This is a genomic window from Bacillus sp. 05T22, from assembly GCF_056396765.1.
Genome location: NZ_JBFTMC010000014.1, coordinates 1 through 19,758 on the forward strand (window position 1 = coordinate 1; position 19,758 = coordinate 19,758).

Here is a 19,758-nt window from a genome sequence, read left to right on the forward strand (position 1 = left end):
ATGAAATCCGCTCGACTTGCATGTATTAGGCACGCCGCCAGCGTTCATCCTGAGCCAGGATCAAACTCTCCAATAAAGTTAGTTTGTCTAGCATCTAAAATAAAAATTGACGTTTCACGTTGTTTGTTTCGTTCAGTTTTCAAAGAACTTGTTTGTCGCTCATTTGCGACTTCCTTATGTTAACATCTTCGTTTTTTGATGTCAACTAAGTTTTTTAATTTCTTTTTTCGMTTTCTGCTGTTCCGCATCAGCGACGGTTATTAATTTATCATATATCAACTACTTGAGTCAACACTTTTTAATAAAAAATTCTTTTTCTTACATAACGGATGCATTCTTCTGCATTTGCTACTCTTCTAAATAAACAAAAAAGAATTTTATATCGTTCTTCCATTGTCTTTTTTACGACATCATGTATTCGCTCGTCTGCAAAATCAAATAAAAGCTCATCCAGCTCTCTCTTCAATACATATTCTATTTCTTTCTGTTCTTCTTTTGTAATCATAATCCCAAGCAAACTATCACCTCAACAATTACTCATATGCCTATATAAATACAAATTGAAAAACCAACATAAACCCTAATCTTTAGGTGGGAGAGAACATCCGGTCATGCATAGAAGCGATCAGACCCTCTTCCCGCGCCCTATGCCAAGTTAAAACAAAGAGTGAAACGAGTGCAGGTCACCCTTTGTTCTTCCTAGCAGCGACTTATATGTTAGAAAATCAAAACATATATATACACAAAATAGCGTAATATATTCATCAACTCTAATGACGAATGCATCACCACCAAAATTACAATTCATACTATATTGTCCATTATATCCATTTCCTACGATATTAATCGTTCAGTTCTCTTTTCAACTTTTTGAGCATATAAGTAACTGAAAAGGATTGGACAAAGGGGCGGAGTATTATGTTTTTCTTTTTTATAACAAGTAAACGTAAATTTAAGCACATTAGTTTAATTATCATACTGTCCTTATTTACAGCGTGGCTTCTTTTTTTAAAGACATATTCTCATCAATCGGCTTTTTCAACTGCAACTGGTCCAAAAGTCATTTACAAAGGCGATACCGCAAAAAAACAAGTTGCGTTAACATTCGATATTAGCTGGGGAGATAAAAAAGCAGTTCCTATTCTTGATACTTTAAAAGAAAGAGAAATTAAAAATGCGACTTTCTTCCTTTCTGCAGCATGGGCAGAAAGGCACCCCGATATTGTCGAACGGATTATACAGGATGGTCACGAAATTGGCAGTATGGGATATAACTATACATCTTATACTTCTTTGGAAGCGAACGAAATGCGAAGAGACCTTTTACGTTCGCAAGATGTATTTACAAAGCTTGGCATAAAACAAGTCAAGCTCTTGCGGCCTCCTAGTGGGGAATTTAATAAAACAGTTCTCAAAGTAGCAGAGTCTCTTGGATATACTGTTGTACACTGGAGTAATAATTCAAACGACTGGAAAAACCCTGGTGTAAATAAAATTGTATCAACAGTCGCTAACAATTTACGAGGTGGAGACATCGTTTTATTACACGCTTCCGATTCGGCACTTCAAACAAATAAATCTCTACCGCTGCTCCTGCAGAAATTAAAAAGCGATGGCTATGAGCAAGTATCTGTATCACAGCTTATTTCTAACACAAGTGCAAGAAGTAATGACATAAAGTAAAACTTTAATCAGTGGGGATTCTCTCCACTGATTATTAGCCCTCACCAATCGGGCTTTTATGGACCGTTCATCTTGCACCTAACCTCTTTAATTCCGCTGAATTTTAAGGTAGAAATGTTACTGTCCGCAAATAGCAGGATAAAAATCCCCATACTAAAAAGGATACAGCACCCCATACGAAAGGTGCTGTATCCTTTTTCACTCGTATATTGTTAATTAACTAACTGACTTACTTCTTTGTCCTATTAAACGATGTAATATGAGTAACTGATATGCATTACACAATAAAAGTGGTATAACCATCAAATATAACCAATCAGTATCATTAATCCGAAGCGCCGGTACCCATTCAAGGATTGTTACGACAACCATAAAGAACAAAGCCGGTATAAACGCTTTTTTATTCGTCTCTTTACTCTTTATATAGGCTACAAGTGCTCCAAATAAAAACAACATTCCTGCTACAAGAATATTATTCCCAAACGAAACATCTCCATTTGCAACGAGTACCGATCTTAAATAAACAAAATCAAAAAGTACAAATGCAATGAAAAAGAGCTGAACTGCGTTCCAAAGAGCAGACGATCGGAACATTCCTAGCCCAAAACGATGAACTGTTAAATACGCAAAAAAGCCCATTTGACTAATTACACTAAAAATAAAACCAACGCCAAGTAACCAAAAAGAAATTATTAGAATCTCTTTACCGTCAAAATTTTGAAAAAATTTAGCGTACTTGTCCCATCCTAAAATAAAACCAATAAGGATTGTACTAATCCCCCCAAGTAGCAACGTCGTTAAAAATAGTCGTACCCATTTTCGGCTATTCACAACACATCCCCCATTATTGATATATTTCTACTTAAATTGTATCAATGACAATTTCAAAAAGCTAGCCATGAACATGTATAAATTCCTCTAAGATATTTATATTAAAAAAGAGAACTGTGTTGAAAGGAGCTCCAGCTAATGAAACGGATGCTGCTCGTCTTAGTTTCTTCACTTCTTTTTACTGTACTTGTCGCATGTGCACAAGGAAAAGAAGCGAAATCTGAATTAGATTACGATCAAACAAAAAAAATGATTGTCGATATTTTAAAAACCGATCAAGGAAAGAAAGCAATTCAAGATGTATTAACAGATGAGAAAATGAAACAAGCACTTATATTGGATGAAACTGTGGTCAAAAAAACGATTGAAGATGCGATGGTATCCGAAAAAGGGCAGCAGCTTTGGGAAAAACTATTTAAAGACCCAGAGTTTTCAGCGAAATTCGCAAAAAGTATCAGTAAAGAACAAACAGCCTTAATGAAAACTCTATTAAAAGACCCTGAATATCAAGCAGGCGTTATAGAAATTATGAAAAATCCCGAAGTAGAGAAGATGATGCTACAAACAATGAAAAGCAAAGAGTATCGTCAATATTTACAACAAGTATTAACAGAATCCGCTGAAAGTCCACTCTTCCAAACTAAGATAATTGATATCATTAGCAAAGGTATTGAAAAAGCCGAAAAGAGCGGCGGCTCTGAAAAAAAAGAATCTGGCGGAGAAGGCGGTTCAAAAGGCGGAAGCAAAGAACAAAAATAAAACAACTCCTTGCACATAGGAAACTCCCCATCACCACATACAGGATGGGGAATTTTTCTACTTGCATAAATTTATTTTTGTTTAACTGATGTTCTATCAATAACTTGCTCAGCTATCGTCCGATAGATGACACCCGTTTTATGTGTATCCTCGTATACCGATGGCGCAAAATCTTCTTTATTCCAATCTGGTTGCTGAAGTGGAATTCGTCCTAATACATCTGTTTGTAATTCTGCGGCTAACTTATCTCCTCCGCCTTTTCCAAACACATACTCTTTCTCACCGGTTACTTTACTCTCGAAGTAAGCCATATTTTCAACAACCCCAAGAATACTATGTTCAGTACGAAGTGCCATAGCGCCTGCACGAGCTGCAACAAATGCCGCTGTTGGATGAGGCGTTGTTACAATAATTTCTTTACAAGATGGTAGCATTGAGTGAACATCTAAAGCCACATCCCCTGTACCTGGTGGCAAGTCTAATACTAAATAGTCTAAATCGCCCCATTCCACCTCTGTAAAAAAGTGATTTAACATTTTACCAAGCATTGGCCCTCTCCAAATAACAGGAGCATTGTCTTCTACAAAGAAGCCCATTGAAATTACTTTTACCCCTAAGCGCTCCACTGGAATAATTTTATCGCTCCTTACGATTGGACGTTTTTCGATTCCCATCATATCAGGCACACTAAAGCCATATATGTCAGCGTCAATAATACCAACTTTCTTTCCTAAACGAGCTAATGAAATCGCAAGGTTTACAGAAACAGTTGATTTACCAACTCCGCCTTTTCCACTTGCAACTGCTAAAAATGTTGTTTTAGAATGCTCTGATAATAAAGATTGACTTTCTTTCTCTTCTTGCGGCGGCGCAAACTGCGCTAGCTCTTCCTCTGTAAATTCAGCGAAACGCAAACCAACCGTTGCTGCTCCAAGTTCTTTCACAAGCTTCACAATAGTAGCCTGCAATTGCATTTGTTCGGCAGTCCCTGTTTTTACAATTGCAATTTTAACACTGACATGCTCTTTCTCAGGCTTTATATTTACCTCTTTAATTGCATTTGTTTCTTTTAATGTTTTATGTAGAAATGGATCATTAATCCCTTCAAGCGCCTCCACTACTTGCTCTTTCGTTACCATAATCGGCCCAGCCCCCTGTATGAAAAATAAAGTCATGTTAAATAAATTGGGTTTATTTATTTTCATTTCCAAAATAAATGCGTTTACATTTCCAGTATAACATATTTTCCGAAAACTTCGTTAACGAGAGGAACTCAAAAAACCCTCCTTACTCAGGAGGATTTCCTTTTTCCGTAAAATAACGTAGTATTCCCCGGTATATCGCAGCTGCAACCTTTTGCTGATACTTCTCTGAATTTAACATATATCGTTCATTTACATTCGATAAAAAACCAGCCTCAACTAAAGCACCTGGTGTTTTTGCATACTTAAGTAAATAAACACGGGAGATTGTTTTAGCTGAGCGGTTCGTATTTTCTAGGCTAGTTCGCAATTCAGCCTGTATAAACTTTGCTGCACGCTCATTTTCAATTAAAGAGCGATAATAAAACGTTTGTGCTCCCTTCGAACTACTGCTAGGCAAAGCATTTAAGTGAACACTCACAAAAAAGTCTACATCCGGCTTATTAATAATCTCTACACGTTTTTTGAGATCTTCTGCTTTGCGCCTACTATATGACTTTGTGTCTTTATCAGCTAGATCATAATCTCCCTCTCGCGTTAAAATAACTAAAGCACCTTGTTCTTGCAAATAGTCTTGTACCATTTTTGTAATTTCAAGCGTAATGTCTTTTTCTACAATATCTTTACCACCAACCGCCCCTCCATCTGGTCCACCATGTCCGGCATCTAGTACAATTACTTTTCCAGATAAGGGTAAATTCCAAGCTCTCCACGATTTTGTAATTTGAAATTCTTGTTTTACCAAGAAAAACAGTACAACCGCAGCAAGCATAAAAGAGATAATTCGAATTCTCTTCATACCTTTCCTCCTCCAGCTAGTCCCTCTAATTACTTATATGGGACAAGAGGAAAGTTTATGCTTCTCTTAATGCAGCTTTAAACGATATCTTCTTTCACCCTTTTCATACCCTTCGCGCCACCATGAACTAATAAACTGTTCACAGGACTCATACAGCAACTCCTTATCGTTTGATTCTATCTCTCGCATGGTCATGCTTGTTAAAAATTGAAACAACATTTCTGTTAATTGCTGCTCCTCTTCTAAAGCTCTATATTTCACATCAAAAAAAGATTCACCATAATAGCCAAATTTGCTATATCTTGCTCCTAATAAGTACGATTCAATTCCAAGTTCAATACAATAATCCTCGTACTGCCTGTGCAGCTCTTTCATATCGAAGGCAGCACGAATATTAGATCTTAATGTTTTTAATGATAGTTCGCGAAGCATCTTCCGTTCATATTTCAACTGCTTTTCTTTTTGTTTTTCTTGTAAGCTAACAATGACATTCATAGTACTTATAAACCTCCCTAATACGTATTAGTCTAAACTTCTAAAGATGAAGCATACGTAAGAAGGCAGCACTAAAATATTCCAAGCAATAATAAGGGGACTAAAAATAATTGAGGATAATTATATAAATAAAAAACAATATAAAACCTTTCTCTGCCCCATGCCAACCAAGTTTAAACAAAAAGAACATACGAGTGCAGGTTACCTTTTGTTCTTCATAGCAGTGATTTATATGGTGAAAAATCAAAATGAATTTATCCCGTAAGCTCACGATGGATGGAAGTTTCACTTTATATAGTTCCATTAGGCATATTAAACTCCCCTTACCTTCACTTCGTTTAGAGAAGGGGGTCTTACCGGTTGAAATAATAAAAAACCCCAGCCAATAGACTGGGGTTTGAAGTTCGCAAAAATTAACGTTTTGAGAACTGAGGTGCACGACGTGCGCCTTTAAGACCGTATTTTTTACGCTCTTTCATACGTGCGTCACGAGTTAATAGACCTGCACGTTTTAATGTTAGACGGTATTCTGGGTCAGCTTTTAATAAAGCGCGAGAGATACCGTGACGAATAGCACCAGCTTGACCAGTGTATCCACCACCATTTACGTTTACAAGTACATCGTAGTTACCTAAAGTTTCTGTTGCAACTAGAGGTTGTTTCACTACTTCACGTAATGCAGCAAATGGGATATAGTTTTCAAAATCACGACCGTTAATGATAACGCGTCCTTCGCCTGGAACTAGGCGTACGCGTGCTACTGAACTCTTACGACGTCCAGTACCATAGTATTGTACCTGTGCCAATGTAAGCCCTCCTTTAATTAATTATCCGCGAAGTTCGTAAACTTCTGGTTTTTGTGCTTGGTGTGGATGCTCAGCTCCAGCATACACATTTAATTTTTTAGACACTTGACGTCCTAAACGTCCTTTTGGAAGCATGCCTTTAATTGCAAGCTCTAACATTTGTACAGGGTAGTTTGTACGCATTTCTAGAGCTGTTCTTTGTTTAAGTCCACCTGGGTGGTTAGTGTGACGGTAGTAAATTTTATCGTTTAATTTATTACCTGTTAAATGAATTTTCTCAGCGTTAATAATAATTACATGATCACCCGTGTCAACGTGTGGTGTAAATGTTGGTTTGTTTTTACCACGTAAAATGGATGCTACTTCACTAGCAAGGCGACCTAAAGTTTGACCTTCAGCGTCAACCACATACCATTTACGCTCAACTTCGTTAGCTTTTGCCATAAAAGTCGTACGCATGTGTTTCCCTCCTCGTTATCTTTTCCATAGAAAAAATCTATTGTTTATCTTAAACACGATTTCCTTCCGGGGCTAATCGTGGTTTTAGAAACAATACCATATGTTATGATATCCTTTTGAGTTTCTAATGTCAAGCAAATGTTACACCAGGATTAGTTGTTATAGTTTACCTGCCATAAATAAAGCCCGTGCCCTGGCACCATCTTCCCAGCAAAACGACGATCTTGTTTTTTTAAAATCTCTGGAATGCTGTCAGGAACCATCTTTCCTTGTCCTACGCTAAGTAGTGTACCAACAATAATTCGAACCATATTATATAAAAATCCATTACCTACAAAACGAAAAATCAACTCATCATCTTGTTCCATTAAATCTATTTCGTAAATTGTTCGCACTTTATCCTTTTTGTCAGTTTTTGCCGAACAAAACGAAGTGAAATCATGCGTTCCAATAAAATAAGGAATTGCTTTTCTTATAGATTCTATCTCAAGCGGATATGGATACTGGTATACGTAATTTCTACGGAATACATCAGCATTTTTAGATAATAATACACGGTAGCGATATTCTTTTCTCTCAACACCATAGCGTGCATGAAAATCTTCTGTTTTTTTCTCTACTTGCCTGACAACTATATCGTCCGGCAGCATCGTATTTAGGGCATTCATCCATTGCCATTCTTCAAGAGACAACGGTGTGTCAAAATGAATAACCTGTCCTCTTGCATGAACAGTAGAATCTGTTCGTCCTGATGCCTGAACACGAACAAGCTCTCCTTTATGCAATTTTTGCAGAGCTTTCTCTATTTCTTGTTGAACAGTACGATGCTGCGGTTGAATTTGATAACCGCAAAAATTGATGCCATCATATGCAACTGTACATTTTATTCTTTCCATTTCTCTATTCTCCATTACGATCGCACCCATGCTAGAATACATGCTAAACAAAGTAAACTTACTATCGTTAACGTATCGCTTGTTTTCCAGCGTAGCTGCCTAAATTTAGAACGTCCCTCACCACTTTGATACCCACGCGCTTCCATTGCAATTGCTAAGTCCTCAGCACGCTTAAAGGCACTAATAAAAAGCGGTACAAGCAAAGAAATAACCGCCTTTAATCGGTCCTTTATCGGCCCACCAGAAAAATCAATACCACGGGACGCTTGTGCTTTCATAATTTTACTCGTCTCATCCATTAATGTTGGGATAAAACGAAGAGAAATAGACATCATCAATGCGATTTCATGAACAGGAACCTTTATACGCTTTAATGGCTTTAACAATGTTTCCATACCATCAGTAATTTCAATTGGTGTTGTTGTTAACGTTAATAATGTCGTCATTAAAATAATGACAAAGAAGCGTATAGAAATATATATCCCTTGCTCTAATCCCTTTTCATGTATCGAAAACCAACCAAGCTGAAGCAGTACATCCCCTTCTTTGTTTGTAAAAATATGCAGAAAAAAGGTAAACAGAAAAATCCATAAGATTGGTTTTAAGCCCGAAAGTACATAACGAATCGGCACTTTTGCAAAAAATAAAGCAATGAGTGCATATAAAAATAAAAATCCATATGAAATCGCATTATTTGCTAAAAAGACAACAAATACATATAAAAAGACAATCAACAGCTTCGTACGTGGATCAAGTTGATGAATGAGCGACCTACCTGGAATATATCTCCCAATAATCAACTGCTGCATGATTCATGACCACCTTTTCGTAACACCTGTACAACTTCATGAGTAAGATCCTCTAAAGATAAGGTAGCCTTTGGAATGGAGATACCAAACTTCTCTTCAATTGCACGTTTATACTTTAAAGACATTGGAAGATCCACGCCGATTTGTTCTAACTCATCTGCATGCGAAAATACTTCCTCTGCTGTTCCTTGCAAAAAGACCGTTCCTTTATGCATAACCACAATTTGATCCGCATATTTAGCAGCATCCTCCATATTATGGGTAACAAGGATTACTGTAAGCCCCTGTTCCTTATGAAGCTTATAAAACATTTCCATAAGCTCATGCTGTCCTTTAGGATCAAGCCCTGCTGTGGGTTCATCTAATACAAGCACTTCCGGTTCCATCGCAAGTACGCCTGCTATTGCAACACGTCTCATTTGTCCACCACTTAACTCAAACGGCGAACGCGCTAATAGCTCTGGATCCAATCCTACAAGCTCAATTGCATCCCTTGCCTTTTGTCTTGCCTCTTCTTCCGATACTCCGAAATTTGAGGGTCCAAAACAAATATCTTTCTCAACTGTTTCTTCAAATAACTGATGCTCTGGAAATTGAAAGACAACCCCTACTTTTTTTCGTAGCGGCTTTAATTTCTTTTCTTTCTTTTGCGAGGAAATCAAATGCTCCCCAATTTGGACCGTGCCATTTGTCGGCTGCAATAAACCATTTAAATGTTGAATCATCGTCGATTTGCCGGAACCAGTATGACCGATAATGGCATAATACCCCCCACTTGGAAACGACACGTTTACATCATAAAGCGCGCGTCTTTCAAATGGAGTTTTATATTGATAACGATGCTCTACTGTTTGGAATGTAATCTCCAAAGTTCGTTCACCAAGCTTTCCATTGTAAGATGCGTATTTTGCAGTGGAATTTCATTTCTTTTTAATAATTCTGCTATTTTCACTGAGAATGGTACATCTAATCCGATTTCCCTAAGCATATGAGAGGACTTGAAAATTTGCTCTGGCGTACCTACCTCTAATATTTCTCCCTGATTCAAAATGATAACACGGTCTGATTGTGCAGCTTCTTCCAAATCATGCGTAATCGATAACACGGTAATACCTTTTGTATCCACAAGCTTCCTAACCGTTTCAATTACTTCACGTCGTCCTTGTGGATCTAACATCGATGTTGCTTCATCCAATATTAAAATAGATGGTTGCAATGCTAGCACACCTGCAATCGCAACACGTTGCTTTTGTCCACCAGATAACGAATGAGGCTCTTCATTAAGAAACTCTTCCATTCGGACCATCTGCAGCGCTTGATTCATCCGTTCTACCATCTGTTCCCGAGGCATCCCGATATTTTCAAGACCAAATACAACATCATCTTGCACTGTTGTCCCAACAAATTGATTATCTGGATTTTGAAATACCATACCTATTTTCTTTCGAATATCCCATACCGTTTCTTCAGATAAAGTCATTGTATCATTTACAACAATCGTGCCTGATTCCGGTAAAAATAAACCATTTAATAGCTTTGCAAGTGTAGACTTTCCTGAACCATTTTGTCCAATTACAGAAACCCATTCTCCCTCATATAAAGAGAATGATACGTCTTTTAGCGCATAAGAAGTTGCCCCGGGATATTGAAATGATATATTTTGCGTGCGAAGTTTCTCTTTTTTCAATGCAAGGCACCCTCTCTCATTACTTCATCAAGTTAGCCTATTTTCTATATTTAAAAAAAAAGGGCCATGACCAGTTACTTGAAAAGAACTGTCCTGCCCTTTTAATTATCATTATACTAACTCGATAATTACCATTGGTGCTGCGTCTCCGCGACGTGGACCAATTTTTGCAATACGAGTGTATCCGCCTTGACGCTCAGCATAGCGTGGAGCTACATCAGCGAATAATTTTTGAAGTGCATCTTGACCAGTCTCAGCATTAGCAACTTCATTGCGGATGAAAGATGCAGCTTGACGGCGAGCATGAAGATCTCCGCGTTTACCTAAAGTGATCATTTTTTCCACTACAGAACGAAGTTCTTTTGCACGAGTTTCTGTCGTTTGGATGCGCTCGTTGATAATTAAATCTGTAGCTAAGTCACGTAACATAGCTTTACGTTGCGCACTTGTACGGCCTAATTTTCTGTATGCCATTCGTAGTTCCCTCCTTTGTTGATGAGATTAAATCCTCAGTCGTCTTTACGTAAGCCTAAACCTAATTCCTCAAGCTTATGCTTAACTTCTTCTAAGGATTTACGTCCTAAGTTACGAACTTTCATCATATCTTCTTCTGTTTTGTTCGCAAGCTCTTGTACAGTATTAATTCCTGCACGTTTTAAGCAATTATAAGAACGAACAGAAAGATCAAGTTCTTCAATAGTCATTTCTAGAACTTTTTCTTTTTGATCTTCTTCCTTCTCGACCATAATCTCAGCATTTTGTGCTTCATCAGTTAAACCAACGAAGATATTTAAATGCTCAGTTAAGATTTTGGCACCTAAAGAGATAGCTTCTTTTGGCCCGATGCTTCCATCCGTCCATACATCAAGCGTAAGCTTATCATAATTTGCCACTTGTCCGACACGTGTCTTTTCCACTTGGTAAGTCACACGTGATACTGGAGTATAAATAGAATCAATAGGAATAACTCCTATTGGTTGATCTTCGCTTTTATTTGCATCAGCTGGCGTATACCCACGGCCACGCTTTGCAGTTAAACGCACGCGGAAATGCGCATCTTTTGCTAACGTCGCAATGTATAAATCTGGATTTAAGATTTCAACATCACTATCGTGAGTAATATCAGCAGCTGTGACAATACCTTCGCCCTGTACATCGATTTCCAACGTCTTCTCTTCTTCAGAGTAGATTTTAAGAGCTAACTTTTTCAAGTTTAAGATGATCGTCGTAACGTCCTCTACTACGCCCTCAACTGTTGAAAATTCGTGTAATACGCCATCAATTTGGATAGCAGTTACAGCGGCACCAGGGAGTGAGGATAAAAGAATACGACGTAAGGAGTTACCCAAAGTAGTACCATATCCACGCTCAAGCGGTTCAATCACGAATTTACCATATTTAGCATCTTCGTTAAGTTCAACCGTTTCGATTTTCGGTTTTTCRATTTCAATCATTAACTAAACCCTCCTTCAAAACGTCGAAACCTCGGCTAAACAAAGGAAAAAACCTCTGTCTAACCGAAAGTCCCCCTTAGGCAGTTCCCGATTGTGCACAACAAGCGATGTTTCTGTACGAAATTTCTCGATAATGCATCATATCCATTATAGACAAAAGGGAAAATTCTATACAGAAAAATTAAACACGACGACGTTTTGGCGGACGACATCCATTATGAGGAACTGGAGTAACATCTCTGATTGCTGTTACTTCTAGACCTGCAGCTTGAAGAGCACGAATTGCAGCTTCACGACCAGCACCAGGACCTTTTACAGTAACCTCTAAAGTTTTTAAACCATGCTCCATTGCAACTTTAGCAGCAGCCTCAGCAGCCATTTGCGCAGCGAATGGAGTAGATTTACGAGATCCACGGAAACCAAGTGCACCAGCACTAGACCAAGAAAGTGCGTTACCGTGAGTATCTGTAAGTGTTACGATTGTGTTGTTGAAAGTAGAACGAATATGAGCAATACCAGCTTCAATATTCTTTTTCACACGTTTTTTACGAGTGTTTGTTTTACGTGCCATTGTTAGTTCAACCTCCTTTACTTATTATTTCTTTTTATTTGCTACTGTACGACGTGGACCTTTACGCGTACGAGCATTATTTTTAGAATTTTGACCACGAACTGGTAAACCACGACGGTGACGAAGACCACGGTAAGAACCGATCTCCATTAGACGTTTAATGTTAAGAGAAACTTCACGACGAAGGTCTCCCTCAACTTTAACGCGATCTACGATGTCACGGATACGACCTAATTCGTCTTCCGTTAAATCACGAACTCGTGTTTCTTCAGAAACACCAGCTTCAGCAAGAATTTTTTCAGCAGTCGTGCGACCAATGCCGAATACGTAAGTTAAAGAAATAACAACGCGTTTGTCACGAGGAATATCTACACCTGCGATACGTGCCATTCCGAATGCACCTCCTTCTGATTAACCTTGTTTTTGTTTATGTTTAGGGTTTTCACAAATAACCATTACTTTTCCACGTCTACGAATAACTTTACATTTTTCGCAGATTGGTTTAACTGACGGTCTTACTTTCATGTCTCGAACCTCCTTAAAGATTACGGAGTGCTATATTATTTAAAACGGTACGTAATACGACCACGATTTAAATCGTACGGAGATAATTCTACCGTAACTTTGTCTCCTGGTAAAATCCGAATGAAGTTCATACGGATTTTACCAGAAACGTGAGCCAATACGACATGCCCATTCTCTAATTCTACTTTGAACATAGCATTTGGCAACGTTTCAAGAACGGTACCTTCGACTTCAATTACATCATCTTTAGCCATTCAATAGTTCTCCCTTCTTCAAATCAGTAACATTTTACACTGCTCTGAAATCCCGGAGAGCCAGCTACTTATAAAGTGGTAAGGATTTCGTATCCTGCTTCTGTAAGAGCAATCGTGTGCTCAAAATGTGCACACCATTTACCATCTACCGTTACCACTGTCCAGTCATCAGATAGTGTTTTTACATATCGTCTTCCTTGGTTCACCATCGGTTCGACACAGATAACCATTCCCGGCTTTAATCTAGGACCTTTATTTGGTGGACCATAGTGCGGGATTTGAGGGTCTTCATGTAAGTCTTGCCCGATTCCGTGACCAACATACTCCCTAACGATCGAGAATCCATTGTCTTCAGCATACGTTTGAACCGCATGTGAAACATTTGATAATCTCACGCCTGGTTTTATTTGTTCTAGACCAAGATACAACGATTTTTCTGTGACATCAAGTAGCTTTTGAACAGATTCAGAAATGTTTCCTACTGGATACGTCCACGCAGAATCTCCATGGTACCCATTGTATTTCGCACCAATATCGATACTGATGATATCACCTTCTTGGAGCTTGCGCTTACCTGGAATCCCATGTACAAGCTCTTCATTTACAGAAGCACAGATGCTTCCCGGAAATCCGTTGTATCCTTTAAAAGATGGCGTAGCACCATATTTTCGAATCGTCTTTTCCGCTATTTGATCGAGCTCTTTCGTTGTAATTCCTGGAGTAATATGCTTTTTCAACTCTTGATGAGTTAAAGCAACGATCCTGCCAGCTTCTCGCATGATTTCTATCTCGCGAGGAGTTTTGCAAATGATCATTACGCTAAGTCTCCAATGAGAACATCAATATCAGCAAATACCTTATTGATATCTTGCTCACCATTAATGCTTTGTAAGTAACCAAGCTCTTCATAGAAATCAAGCAAAGGTTTTGTTTGCTTAATATTTACCTCTAAACGATTCGCTACAGTTTCTTCATTGTCATCAGAGCGTTGATATAATTCGCCACCACATTTATCGCACACGTCAGCTTTTGCTGGCGGATTGAATTCTAAGTGGTAAGTCGCACCGCACTCTTTACAAATACGACGGCCTGTAAGACGTTTTAATAGCAATCCTGAATCCACATTAATGTTTAAAACATAGTCGATTTTTTTGCCAAGATCTTTCATAATCTCTTCAAGTGCAGATGCCTGTGCAACTGTTCGTGGGAAACCATCTAGTAAGAAGCCTTTTACACAGTCTTCTTGACTTAAACGCTCACGAACAATTCCGATTGTAACTTCATCTGGAACAAGCGCACCTTTATCAATAAAGGACTTTGCTTGTAAACCAAGTTCAGTTTCAGCCTTCATAGCTGCACGGAACATATCTCCTGTTGAGATGTGAGGGATGTTATACTTGGCAACAATCTGTTCGGCTTGTGTACCTTTACCAGCACCAGGAAGCCCCATTAAAATTAAGTTCATCCTTGTTCCCCCTCAATACATGAGCATGTAGGGAAGACAATTCTTCCCACTTACTCACTGCTTGATAAACCCTTTGTAATGGCGTTTTACCAGTTGGCTTTCTAGCTGCTTCATTGTTTCTAAAGCAACGCCGATAACGATTAACATACTCGTTCCACCGATCTGTGCAGATGGAGGAAGATTTCCCAATTTCGTAAAGATAACTGGAAGAATTGCAATCGCTGCTAGGAAAATAGATCCTACAAAGGTCAAACGATACAAGATTTTTGTTAGATATTGTTCTGTATTCTTACCCGGACGAATACCTGGAACATATCCACCTTGCTTGTTTAGGTTTTCTGACATTTGCTCTGGATTAACCTGAACAAATGCATAGAAGTATGTGAAGGCTACAATGAGCGCTACATATATTATCATTCCCACTGGGTGGGAATAGTTAAAGTTTGCAATAATCCACTGCGATACGTCATGTTTCGGGAAGAACTGTGCAATAGTTGGAGGTGTAATCAAGAATGAAACAGCAAAAATTACTGGAATAACACCCGCACTATTTACCTTAAGCGGTAAATGTGTGTTTTGTGCTCCAGCATGATTACCATTTCCTCCTGTTACACGCTTCGCATATTGAATTGGGATCTTTCTAACAGCTTGTTGAATGAAAATAACACCAACAACAACTGCTAACACAGCTAGTAAAATCAATACAACTTTAACGATACTCATGAACAATTGATCTCCGGCATTTTGAAACTGTTGTTGATACACTTGAGATATTACACTTGGGATCGCTGCGGCAATACCACCAAAGATTAGGATGGAAATACCATTACCTACACCTTTAGCTGTAATCTGTTCACCTAACCACATTAAAAATGCAGTACCAGCAGTCAGTACCGTAGCAATGTATAAATAAGTGCTCCAACCTGGATTCAAAATTAACTGTCCACCTACCATACCGTTAAAACCGATTGACATACCAAACCCCTGAATAAACGCAAGAACAATTGTAAAATAACGCGTGAATTGCGTTAGTTTACGACGGCCCATTTCGCCTTGCTTCGACCATTCCGAAAATTTAGGAACAACATCCATCTGCAATAATTGCACGATGATGGATGCTRTAATATACGGCATGATTCCCATCGCAAAGATGGAGAAGTTTTTCAACGCGCCACCGCCAAATGTATTTAGGATGCCTAATGCATTTAACTGATCTTGTGCTTTCAGTACGTCTCCATTTGTAAATGGCACTGGGATAAACGTGCCAATCCTGAATACGATTAACATCGCTAAAGTGAATAATATTTTACGTCTTATCTCAGCAACGCGCATAAAGTTGGAGATTGTACGAAACATTAGATCACCTCAACTGATCCGCCAGCTGCTTCAATTGCTTCTTTAGCACTTGAAGAGAACTTGTGCGCTTTAACAGTTAATTTTTTCTCTACAGCTCCGCTTGCAAGAACTTTAACACCGTCGTTTAATTTGCTGATAACGCCAGTTTCCAGCAATAATTCAGGTGTTACTTCTGTACCATCTTCAAAACGATTTAACGTTGCTAAGTTTACGATAGTAAACTCTTTACGGTTAATGTTTGTGAAGCCGCGTTTTGGTAAACGACGGAATAATGGAGTTTGACCACCTTCGAAGCCAAGACGAACACCGCCACCAGAACGTGCGTTTTGTCCTTTATGACCTTTACCAGCAGTTTTACCGTTACCAGAACCGATACCACGACCGACACGGTTACGTACTTTACGAGAACCTTCTGCAGGTTTTAATTCATGAAGTTTCATTCCCAGGCACCTCCTTATATTAATGAGTTATCCTTAAGCTTCTTTTACAGTTACAAGGTGAGAAACTTTGTTGATCATACCAAGAATAGCAGGAGTTTCTTCCTTAACTACAGTTGAATTCAACTTTTTAAGACCTAAAGCTTCTACCGTCGCACGTTGATCTTGTGGACGACCAATTACACTACGAGTGAGGGTAATTTCTAACTTTTTCGCCATTTGTTTTCCCTCCTTCTTAACCTAGTAGCTCTTCTACAGATTTACCGCGTAATTTTGCAACATCTTCAGCGCGCTTAAGCTCGCTTAATCCGTTCACAGTAGCGCGAATCATGTTAATTGGTGTGTTAGAACCAAGAGATTTCGAAAGAATATCTTGTACACCAGCTAATTCAAGTACCGCACGAACTGGTCCACCAGCAATAACTCCAGTACCCTCAGCAGCAGGTTTTAAGAATACTTCACCAGCTCCAAAATGACCGTTGATTGTGTGTGGAATTGTTGTACCAACTAATGGTACTGCGATTAAGTTTTTCTTAGCGTCTTCGATAGCTTTGCGAATTGCATCTGGTACCTCTTGTGCTTTACCGGTACCGAATCCAACATGACCGTTTTTATCGCCAACTACAACTAGTGCAGCAAAGCGGAAACGACGACCACCCTTAACAACTTTCGCGACACGATTTATCGTAACTACACGTTCTTCAAGTTCTAATTTACTTGGGTCAATGCGATGCATCAATTTTCCCTCCTTTGACCATTAAAATTGTAATCCAGCCTCACGAGCAGCTTCAGCTAGAGCTTTAACACGGCCATGGTATAAGTAACCACCGCGATCAAATACTACTTCTTTAACGCCTTTCTCTACAGCACGCTTAGCAACTGATTCTCCAACTTTCGTAGCAGCTTCAGTATTGCTAGTACCGTTAAGAGCAAGGTCTTTATCAAGAGTAGATGCACTTACTAATGTTACACCATTTACATCATCAATAACTTGAGCGTAAATATGTTGGTTAGAACGGAACACATTTAAACGTGGACGTTCTGCAGTACCAGTAAGTTTTGCACGTACACGTGCATGTCTTTTCTTACGAGTCGCATTTTTATCAGCTTTAGTGATCATTCTTGTCACTCCTTTCTCTCACCTAACGGGTTTACTTAGCAGTTTTACCTTCTTTACGACGAACAACTTCGCCTTCGTAACGAATACCTTTGCCTTTATATGGCTCTGGAGCACGTACAGCACGGATGTTAGCAGCAAATTCGCCAACACGTTGCTTGTCGATACCTTTAATTACGATTTTAGTTGGTGCAGGTACTTCAACTTCAAGTCCTGCTTCCGGAGTCATTTCTACTGGATGAGAATAACCTACGCTTAATACAAGTTTATCACCTTGTTTTTGAGCACGGTAACCAACACCGACTAATTCAAGTCCGCGTGCGAAACCTGTAGTTACACCTTCAACCATGTTTCCGATTAAAGCACGAGTTGTACCGTGTAATGCACGGTGTTCCTTCTGTTCAGATGGACGCTCAACTGTTAGTGTATTTTCTTCAATTTTGATAGACATATCAGCATTGAAAGTACGAGTTAATTCACCTTTAGGGCCTTTTACTGTTACAGTATTGTCTTCTGCAACTGTGATAGTAACACCTGCAGGGATTTCAAGAATCTTTTTACCAATACGAGACATGTGGTCACACCTCCGTTCGTTTTAAATATATATTACCAAACGTATGCTACTACTTCTCCACCAGTTTGTAATTGACGAGCATCTTTGTCTGTCATTACTCCCTTAGATGTAGAAACAAGAGCGATACCTAATCCGTTAAGTACACGTGGTACTTCGTCAGCTTTAGCGTAAACGCGTAAGCCAGGTTTACTGATACGTTTTAATCCAGTGATTACACGTTCATTGTTTGCACCATATTTCAGGAAAATACGAAGGATACCTTGTTTGTTATCCTCGATGTATTCTACATCACGAATGAAACCTTCACGTTTTAAAAGTTCAGCGATCTCTTTTTTGATTTTAGAAGCAGGAACCTCTAATTTCTCATGACGTACCATGTTCGCATTACGGATGCGAGTAAGCATGTCTGCAATTGGATCTGTCATCACCATGTGTTTTACCTCCTTCCCATTTGTGGGTTTTACCAACTAGCTTTTTTAACACCAGGAATTTGACCTTTATATGCAAGTTCACGGAAACAAATACGGCAAAGTTTAAATTTGCGGTATACAGAATGCGGACGACCGCAGCGTTCGCAACGTGTATACTCTTGTACTTTAAACTTAGGAGTACGCTTTTGTTTCGCGATCATAGATTTTTTAGCCACGTTTTCGCCTCCTCTACTTAGCGTTGGCTTCCATTATTTTTGGAATGGCATACCGAATTGTGTTAAAAGTTCACGAGCTTCTTCATCAGTTTTCGCTGTAGTAACGATTACGATGTCCATACCGCGGACTTTGTTTACTTTATCATAATCAATCTCAGGGAAAATTAGTTGCTCTTTAACACCTAATGTGTAGTTACCACGACCGTCGAATGATTTCTTAGAAACACCACGGAAATCACGTACACGTGGTAAAGAAACTGATACTAATTTGTCGAAGAACTCATACATTTGCTCGCCGCGTAAAGTTACTTTTGCACCGATTGGCATACCTTCACGAAGACGGAAACCAGCGATTGATTTTTTAGCGCGAGTTACAACAGGTTTTTGACCTGCGATTTGCGTTAATTCTTCTACTGCATTGTCTAAAGCTTTTGAGTTAGATACCGCGTCACCAACACCAGTGTTGATTACGATCTTTTCGATTTTCGGTACTTCCATCACAGATTTATAGTTAAACTTGCTCACTAGAGCAGGAGTAATTTCCTTTTGGAACTTCTCTTTAAGGCGATTCAATGAAGTGACCTCCTTTCTTAAGAAAATTATTTATCTAATAATTCACCAGATTTTTTTGCAATACGAACTTTTTTACCATCTTCTACTTTGAAGCCTACACGAGTAGGTTCGCCTGTTTTCGGATCTAATACCATAACATTAGAAACGTGAATAGGTGCTTCTTTCGTAATAATTCCACCTTGTGGATTTAATTGAGATGGCTTAGAGTGTTTCTTAACGATGTTAACACCCTCAACGATAACACGGTTTTGCTTTGGGAAAGCCACAAGGATAACACCTTGTTTTCCTTTGTCTTTACCAGTGATTACCTGTACTTTATCACCTTTTTTTACATGCATCTTAATTCTGCACCTCCTTAGC

Annotated in this window: 31 protein-coding genes and 1 rRNA gene; 2 read left to right on the forward strand and 30 right to left on the reverse strand. The window is 38.8% G+C overall.

Translation table 11 applies throughout. The annotated features are described in order from the left end of the window. A 16S ribosomal RNA gene (locus AC1DIT_RS07150) occupies positions 1 to 76 on the reverse strand; the annotation flags it as partial. A 222-nt stretch (positions 77 to 298) separates the two neighbouring features. After that, entirely contained in the window at positions 299 to 517 is a 219-nt protein-coding gene (locus AC1DIT_RS07155) for a hypothetical protein (RefSeq protein WP_006093093.1), read from the reverse strand. A gap of 401 nt (positions 518 to 918) precedes the next feature. Here AC1DIT_RS07155 and pdaB point away from each other — a divergent pair, with 401 nt between their 5' ends. Continuing rightward, the gene (gene pdaB / locus AC1DIT_RS07160; protein WP_016116966.1) at positions 919 to 1,683 is read left to right on the forward strand and encodes a polysaccharide deacetylase family sporulation protein PdaB; all 765 of its coding nucleotides are present in this window, start codon (positions 919 to 921) and stop codon (positions 1,681 to 1,683) included. 216 nt (positions 1,684 to 1,899) lie between these two features. Here pdaB and AC1DIT_RS07165 read toward each other — a convergent pair whose 3' ends face one another. Then, positions 1,900 to 2,514, reverse strand: a complete 615-nt coding sequence (locus tag AC1DIT_RS07165; protein WP_016116965.1) for a KinB-signaling pathway activation protein — start codon at positions 2,512 to 2,514, stop codon at positions 1,900 to 1,902. A gap of 138 nt (positions 2,515 to 2,652) precedes the next feature. Here AC1DIT_RS07165 and gerD point away from each other — a divergent pair, with 138 nt between their 5' ends. Beyond that, positions 2,653 to 3,273, forward strand: a complete 621-nt coding sequence (gene gerD / locus AC1DIT_RS07170) for a spore germination lipoprotein GerD (RefSeq protein WP_003205520.1) — start codon at positions 2,653 to 2,655, stop codon at positions 3,271 to 3,273. A 71-nt stretch (positions 3,274 to 3,344) separates the two neighbouring features. On the opposite strand, the gene AC1DIT_RS07175 is transcribed toward gerD, so the two are convergent. The 27 genes from AC1DIT_RS07175 to rplX all read right to left on the reverse strand — a co-directional run bounded on the left by AC1DIT_RS07175 (position 3,345) and on the right by rplX (position 19,736). Continuing rightward, entirely contained in the window at positions 3,345 to 4,412 is a 1,068-nt protein-coding gene (locus AC1DIT_RS07175) for an Mrp/NBP35 family ATP-binding protein (RefSeq protein ID WP_016116964.1), read from the reverse strand. A gap of 148 nt (positions 4,413 to 4,560) precedes the next feature. Beyond that, the gene (gene cwlD, locus AC1DIT_RS07180) at positions 4,561 to 5,274 is read right to left on the reverse strand and encodes an N-acetylmuramoyl-L-alanine amidase CwlD (protein WP_016116963.1); all 714 of its coding nucleotides are present in this window, start codon (positions 5,272 to 5,274) and stop codon (positions 4,561 to 4,563) included. 66 nt (positions 5,275 to 5,340) lie between these two features. Beyond that, a complete protein-coding gene (locus AC1DIT_RS07185) occupies positions 5,341 to 5,769 on the reverse strand; it encodes a DUF2521 family protein (RefSeq protein ID WP_016116962.1) in 429 nt (142 codons plus the stop codon). A gap of 413 nt (positions 5,770 to 6,182) precedes the next feature. Continuing rightward, a complete protein-coding gene (gene rpsI / locus AC1DIT_RS07190) occupies positions 6,183 to 6,575 on the reverse strand; it encodes a 30S ribosomal protein S9 (RefSeq protein WP_000079986.1) in 393 nt (130 codons plus the stop codon). A gap of 21 nt (positions 6,576 to 6,596) precedes the next feature. Next, positions 6,597 to 7,034 carry a 50S ribosomal protein L13 gene (gene rplM / locus AC1DIT_RS07195; protein ID WP_001260793.1) on the reverse strand — a complete coding sequence of 146 codons (438 nt, stop codon included), beginning with the start codon at positions 7,032 to 7,034 and terminating at the stop codon, positions 6,597 to 6,599. 152 nt (positions 7,035 to 7,186) lie between these two features. Continuing rightward, positions 7,187 to 7,930, reverse strand: a complete 744-nt coding sequence (truA, locus tag AC1DIT_RS07200) for a tRNA pseudouridine(38-40) synthase TruA (protein WP_016116961.1) — start codon at positions 7,928 to 7,930, stop codon at positions 7,187 to 7,189. A gap of 14 nt (positions 7,931 to 7,944) precedes the next feature. Continuing rightward, the gene (locus tag AC1DIT_RS07205) at positions 7,945 to 8,739 is read right to left on the reverse strand and encodes an energy-coupling factor transporter transmembrane component T family protein (RefSeq protein ID WP_016116960.1); all 795 of its coding nucleotides are present in this window, start codon (positions 8,737 to 8,739) and stop codon (positions 7,945 to 7,947) included. Then, positions 8,727 to 9,608: an energy-coupling factor ABC transporter ATP-binding protein gene (locus AC1DIT_RS07210; protein ID WP_016133318.1), complete on the reverse strand. Its 882-nt coding sequence runs from the start codon at positions 9,606 to 9,608 to the stop codon at positions 8,727 to 8,729. The genes AC1DIT_RS07205 and AC1DIT_RS07210 overlap by 13 nt, the downstream gene beginning before the upstream one ends. Beyond that, positions 9,584 to 10,426, reverse strand: a complete 843-nt coding sequence (locus tag AC1DIT_RS07215; RefSeq protein ID WP_016116958.1) for an energy-coupling factor ABC transporter ATP-binding protein — start codon at positions 10,424 to 10,426, stop codon at positions 9,584 to 9,586. The genes AC1DIT_RS07210 and AC1DIT_RS07215 overlap by 25 nt, the downstream gene beginning before the upstream one ends. A gap of 111 nt (positions 10,427 to 10,537) precedes the next feature. Continuing rightward, positions 10,538 to 10,900 (reverse strand): 50S ribosomal protein L17, encoded by a 363-nt coding sequence (rplQ, locus tag AC1DIT_RS07220; protein ID WP_000331491.1) that lies wholly within the window; start codon positions 10,898 to 10,900, stop codon positions 10,538 to 10,540. Positions 10,901 to 10,935: 35 nt separating this feature from the next. After that, complete coding sequence (locus tag AC1DIT_RS07225; RefSeq protein WP_000569645.1) at positions 10,936 to 11,880, reverse strand: DNA-directed RNA polymerase subunit alpha; 945 nt, start codon at positions 11,878 to 11,880, stop codon at positions 10,936 to 10,938. Positions 11,881 to 12,061: 181 nt separating this feature from the next. Continuing rightward, the gene (rpsK, locus tag AC1DIT_RS07230; protein ID WP_000101797.1) at positions 12,062 to 12,451 is read right to left on the reverse strand and encodes a 30S ribosomal protein S11; all 390 of its coding nucleotides are present in this window, start codon (positions 12,449 to 12,451) and stop codon (positions 12,062 to 12,064) included. A gap of 24 nt (positions 12,452 to 12,475) precedes the next feature. Then, positions 12,476 to 12,841 (reverse strand): 30S ribosomal protein S13, encoded by a 366-nt coding sequence (gene rpsM, locus AC1DIT_RS07235; RefSeq protein WP_003194382.1) that lies wholly within the window; start codon positions 12,839 to 12,841, stop codon positions 12,476 to 12,478. 21 nt (positions 12,842 to 12,862) lie between these two features. Beyond that, positions 12,863 to 12,976 (reverse strand): 50S ribosomal protein L36, encoded by a 114-nt coding sequence (gene rpmJ, locus AC1DIT_RS07240; RefSeq protein ID WP_000868344.1) that lies wholly within the window; start codon positions 12,974 to 12,976, stop codon positions 12,863 to 12,865. Between the two features lie 35 nt (positions 12,977 to 13,011). Continuing rightward, a complete protein-coding gene (infA, locus tag AC1DIT_RS07245) occupies positions 13,012 to 13,230 on the reverse strand; it encodes a translation initiation factor IF-1 (protein WP_001029884.1) in 219 nt (72 codons plus the stop codon). 68 nt (positions 13,231 to 13,298) lie between these two features. After that, entirely contained in the window at positions 13,299 to 14,045 is a 747-nt protein-coding gene (map, locus tag AC1DIT_RS07250) for a type I methionyl aminopeptidase (RefSeq protein ID WP_016116957.1), read from the reverse strand. After that, positions 14,045 to 14,695, reverse strand: coding sequence for an adenylate kinase (locus AC1DIT_RS07255; protein ID WP_003194378.1), 651 nt, complete (start codon positions 14,693 to 14,695; stop codon positions 14,045 to 14,047). The genes map and AC1DIT_RS07255 overlap by 1 nt, the downstream gene beginning before the upstream one ends. A 54-nt stretch (positions 14,696 to 14,749) precedes the next feature. Then, complete coding sequence (gene secY, locus AC1DIT_RS07260; RefSeq protein ID WP_476998118.1) at positions 14,750 to 16,051, reverse strand: preprotein translocase subunit SecY; 1,302 nt, start codon at positions 16,049 to 16,051, stop codon at positions 14,750 to 14,752. After that, positions 16,051 to 16,491 (reverse strand): 50S ribosomal protein L15, encoded by a 441-nt coding sequence (gene rplO / locus AC1DIT_RS07265; RefSeq protein ID WP_006093108.1) that lies wholly within the window; start codon positions 16,489 to 16,491, stop codon positions 16,051 to 16,053. The genes secY and rplO overlap by 1 nt, the downstream gene beginning before the upstream one ends. A gap of 33 nt (positions 16,492 to 16,524) precedes the next feature. Continuing rightward, entirely contained in the window at positions 16,525 to 16,707 is a 183-nt protein-coding gene (gene rpmD / locus AC1DIT_RS07270) for a 50S ribosomal protein L30 (RefSeq protein WP_001085234.1), read from the reverse strand. Positions 16,708 to 16,723: 16 nt separating this feature from the next. After that, positions 16,724 to 17,224, reverse strand: a complete 501-nt coding sequence (gene rpsE / locus AC1DIT_RS07275) for a 30S ribosomal protein S5 (protein ID WP_000554646.1) — start codon at positions 17,222 to 17,224, stop codon at positions 16,724 to 16,726. Between the two features lie 21 nt (positions 17,225 to 17,245). Next, positions 17,246 to 17,608 (reverse strand): 50S ribosomal protein L18, encoded by a 363-nt coding sequence (gene rplR / locus AC1DIT_RS07280; RefSeq protein ID WP_000628818.1) that lies wholly within the window; start codon positions 17,606 to 17,608, stop codon positions 17,246 to 17,248. Between the two features lie 31 nt (positions 17,609 to 17,639). Beyond that, positions 17,640 to 18,179 carry a 50S ribosomal protein L6 gene (gene rplF, locus AC1DIT_RS07285; RefSeq protein WP_003194369.1) on the reverse strand — a complete coding sequence of 180 codons (540 nt, stop codon included), beginning with the start codon at positions 18,177 to 18,179 and terminating at the stop codon, positions 17,640 to 17,642. A 32-nt stretch (positions 18,180 to 18,211) separates the two neighbouring features. Beyond that, positions 18,212 to 18,610 carry a 30S ribosomal protein S8 gene (gene rpsH / locus AC1DIT_RS07290; protein WP_000245511.1) on the reverse strand — a complete coding sequence of 133 codons (399 nt, stop codon included), beginning with the start codon at positions 18,608 to 18,610 and terminating at the stop codon, positions 18,212 to 18,214. 29 nt (positions 18,611 to 18,639) lie between these two features. Next, complete coding sequence (gene rpsN, locus AC1DIT_RS07295) at positions 18,640 to 18,825, reverse strand: 30S ribosomal protein S14 (RefSeq protein ID WP_001085700.1); 186 nt, start codon at positions 18,823 to 18,825, stop codon at positions 18,640 to 18,642. A 33-nt stretch (positions 18,826 to 18,858) separates the two neighbouring features. Then, positions 18,859 to 19,398, reverse strand: a complete 540-nt coding sequence (gene rplE, locus AC1DIT_RS07300; RefSeq protein WP_016116955.1) for a 50S ribosomal protein L5 — start codon at positions 19,396 to 19,398, stop codon at positions 18,859 to 18,861. Between the two features lie 26 nt (positions 19,399 to 19,424). Further along, positions 19,425 to 19,736, reverse strand: coding sequence for a 50S ribosomal protein L24 (gene rplX, locus AC1DIT_RS07305; protein ID WP_000558201.1), 312 nt, complete (start codon positions 19,734 to 19,736; stop codon positions 19,425 to 19,427). Between the last annotated feature and the right edge of the window lie 22 nt (positions 19,737 to 19,758).

What these genes read in the sequence shown, in the direction of transcription:
- AC1DIT_RS07185 (WP_016116962.1), bottom strand. Translation starts at nt 5,769, where the DNA reads ATGAATGTCATTGTTAGCTTACAAGAAAAACAAAAAGAAAAGCAGTTG.
- rpsH (WP_000245511.1), bottom strand. Translation starts at nt 18,610, where the DNA reads ATGGTGATGACAGATCCAATTGCAGACATGCTTACTCGCATCCGTAAT.
- infA (WP_001029884.1), bottom strand. Translation starts at nt 13,230, where the DNA reads ATGGCTAAAGATGATGTAATTGAAGTCGAAGGTACCGTTCTTGAAACG.
- AC1DIT_RS07175 (WP_016116964.1), bottom strand. Translation starts at nt 4,412, where the DNA reads ATGGTAACGAAAGAGCAAGTAGTGGAGGCGCTTGAAGGGATTAATGAT.
- rpsM (WP_003194382.1), bottom strand. Translation starts at nt 12,841, where the DNA reads ATGGCACGTATCGCAGGTGTAGATATTCCTCGTGACAAACGCGTTGTT.
- rplR (WP_000628818.1), bottom strand. Translation starts at nt 17,608, where the DNA reads ATGATCACTAAAGCTGATAAAAATGCGACTCGTAAGAAAAGACATGCA.
- rpsK (WP_000101797.1), bottom strand. Translation starts at nt 12,451, where the DNA reads ATGGCACGTAAAACAAACACTCGTAAAAAACGTGTGAAAAAGAATATT.
- cwlD (WP_016116963.1), bottom strand. Translation starts at nt 5,274, where the DNA reads ATGAAGAGAATTCGAATTATCTCTTTTATGCTTGCTGCGGTTGTACTG.
- pdaB (WP_016116966.1), top strand. Translation starts at nt 919, where the DNA reads ATGTTTTTCTTTTTTATAACAAGTAAACGTAAATTTAAGCACATTAGT.
- rplM (WP_001260793.1), bottom strand. Translation starts at nt 7,034, where the DNA reads ATGCGTACGACTTTTATGGCAAAAGCTAACGAAGTTGAGCGTAAATGG.
- rplQ (WP_000331491.1), bottom strand. Translation starts at nt 10,900, where the DNA reads ATGGCATACAGAAAATTAGGCCGTACAAGTGCGCAACGTAAAGCTATG.
- rplF (WP_003194369.1), bottom strand. Translation starts at nt 18,179, where the DNA reads ATGTCTCGTATTGGTAAAAAGATTCTTGAAATCCCTGCAGGTGTTACT.
- gerD (WP_003205520.1), top strand. Translation starts at nt 2,653, where the DNA reads ATGAAACGGATGCTGCTCGTCTTAGTTTCTTCACTTCTTTTTACTGTA.
- AC1DIT_RS07205 (WP_016116960.1), bottom strand. Translation starts at nt 8,739, where the DNA reads ATGCAGCAGTTGATTATTGGGAGATATATTCCAGGTAGGTCGCTCATT.
- rplO (WP_006093108.1), bottom strand. Translation starts at nt 16,491, where the DNA reads ATGAAACTTCATGAATTAAAACCTGCAGAAGGTTCTCGTAAAGTACGT.
- truA (WP_016116961.1), bottom strand. Translation starts at nt 7,930, where the DNA reads ATGGAAAGAATAAAATGTACAGTTGCATATGATGGCATCAATTTTTGC.
- rpsE (WP_000554646.1), bottom strand. Translation starts at nt 17,224, where the DNA reads ATGCATCGCATTGACCCAAGTAAATTAGAACTTGAAGAACGTGTAGTT.
- rplX (WP_000558201.1), bottom strand. Translation starts at nt 19,736, where the DNA reads ATGCATGTAAAAAAAGGTGATAAAGTACAGGTAATCACTGGTAAAGAC.
- rpmJ (WP_000868344.1), bottom strand. Translation starts at nt 12,976, where the DNA reads ATGAAAGTAAGACCGTCAGTTAAACCAATCTGCGAAAAATGTAAAGTT.
- AC1DIT_RS07255 (WP_003194378.1), bottom strand. Translation starts at nt 14,695, where the DNA reads ATGAACTTAATTTTAATGGGGCTTCCTGGTGCTGGTAAAGGTACACAA.
- map (WP_016116957.1), bottom strand. Translation starts at nt 14,045, where the DNA reads ATGATCATTTGCAAAACTCCTCGCGAGATAGAAATCATGCGAGAAGCT.
- rpmD (WP_001085234.1), bottom strand. Translation starts at nt 16,707, where the DNA reads ATGGCGAAAAAGTTAGAAATTACCCTCACTCGTAGTGTAATTGGTCGT.